The following is a 367-nucleotide window of genomic DNA, read 5'->3' as shown; positions in this document are numbered from 1 at the left end:
CGGTCTGCACCCGGCGCTGCTGGACGCCTCCATGCACGCCGCGATCCTCAACGACAGCGCCGGTGCCGGCCAGGGTGATGGCGACGCTGACGGCGGCACGGTGATCCCGTTCGCCTGGAACCGTGTCTCCCTGCACGCCGTCGGCGCCGCCGCCGTCCGCGTCCGGATCGCCACCGCCGACGACGGAGGCATGGACATCCGCGTCGCCGATGTGACCGGCGCCCCGGTCCTGACGGTCGGCTCGATGGTGGGCCGCTCGGTCTCCGTCGATCAGCTCGGCGCCGCGTCCGGTGACGCGGGCGCCCTGTACGGCACCGAATGGGTACCGGCCGCCGTGGACGCTTCCGCGGACCCGGTCTGGGCCTCC

Annotated in this window: 1 protein-coding gene; it reads left to right on the top strand. The window is 74.4% G+C overall.

Going from position 1 to position 367, the window contains the following annotated elements:
* Positions 1–367 (top strand): polyketide synthase dehydratase domain-containing protein (locus tag HO151_RS06335; protein WP_173895115.1); only part of this gene is annotated, 367 nt, incomplete at both ends.

The sequence above is a fragment of the Streptomyces sp. 8P21H-1 genome, from assembly GCF_013302945.1.
The sequence above is the reverse complement of the archived record's forward strand: the minus strand, read 5'-3'. Positions and strand labels throughout refer to the sequence as shown.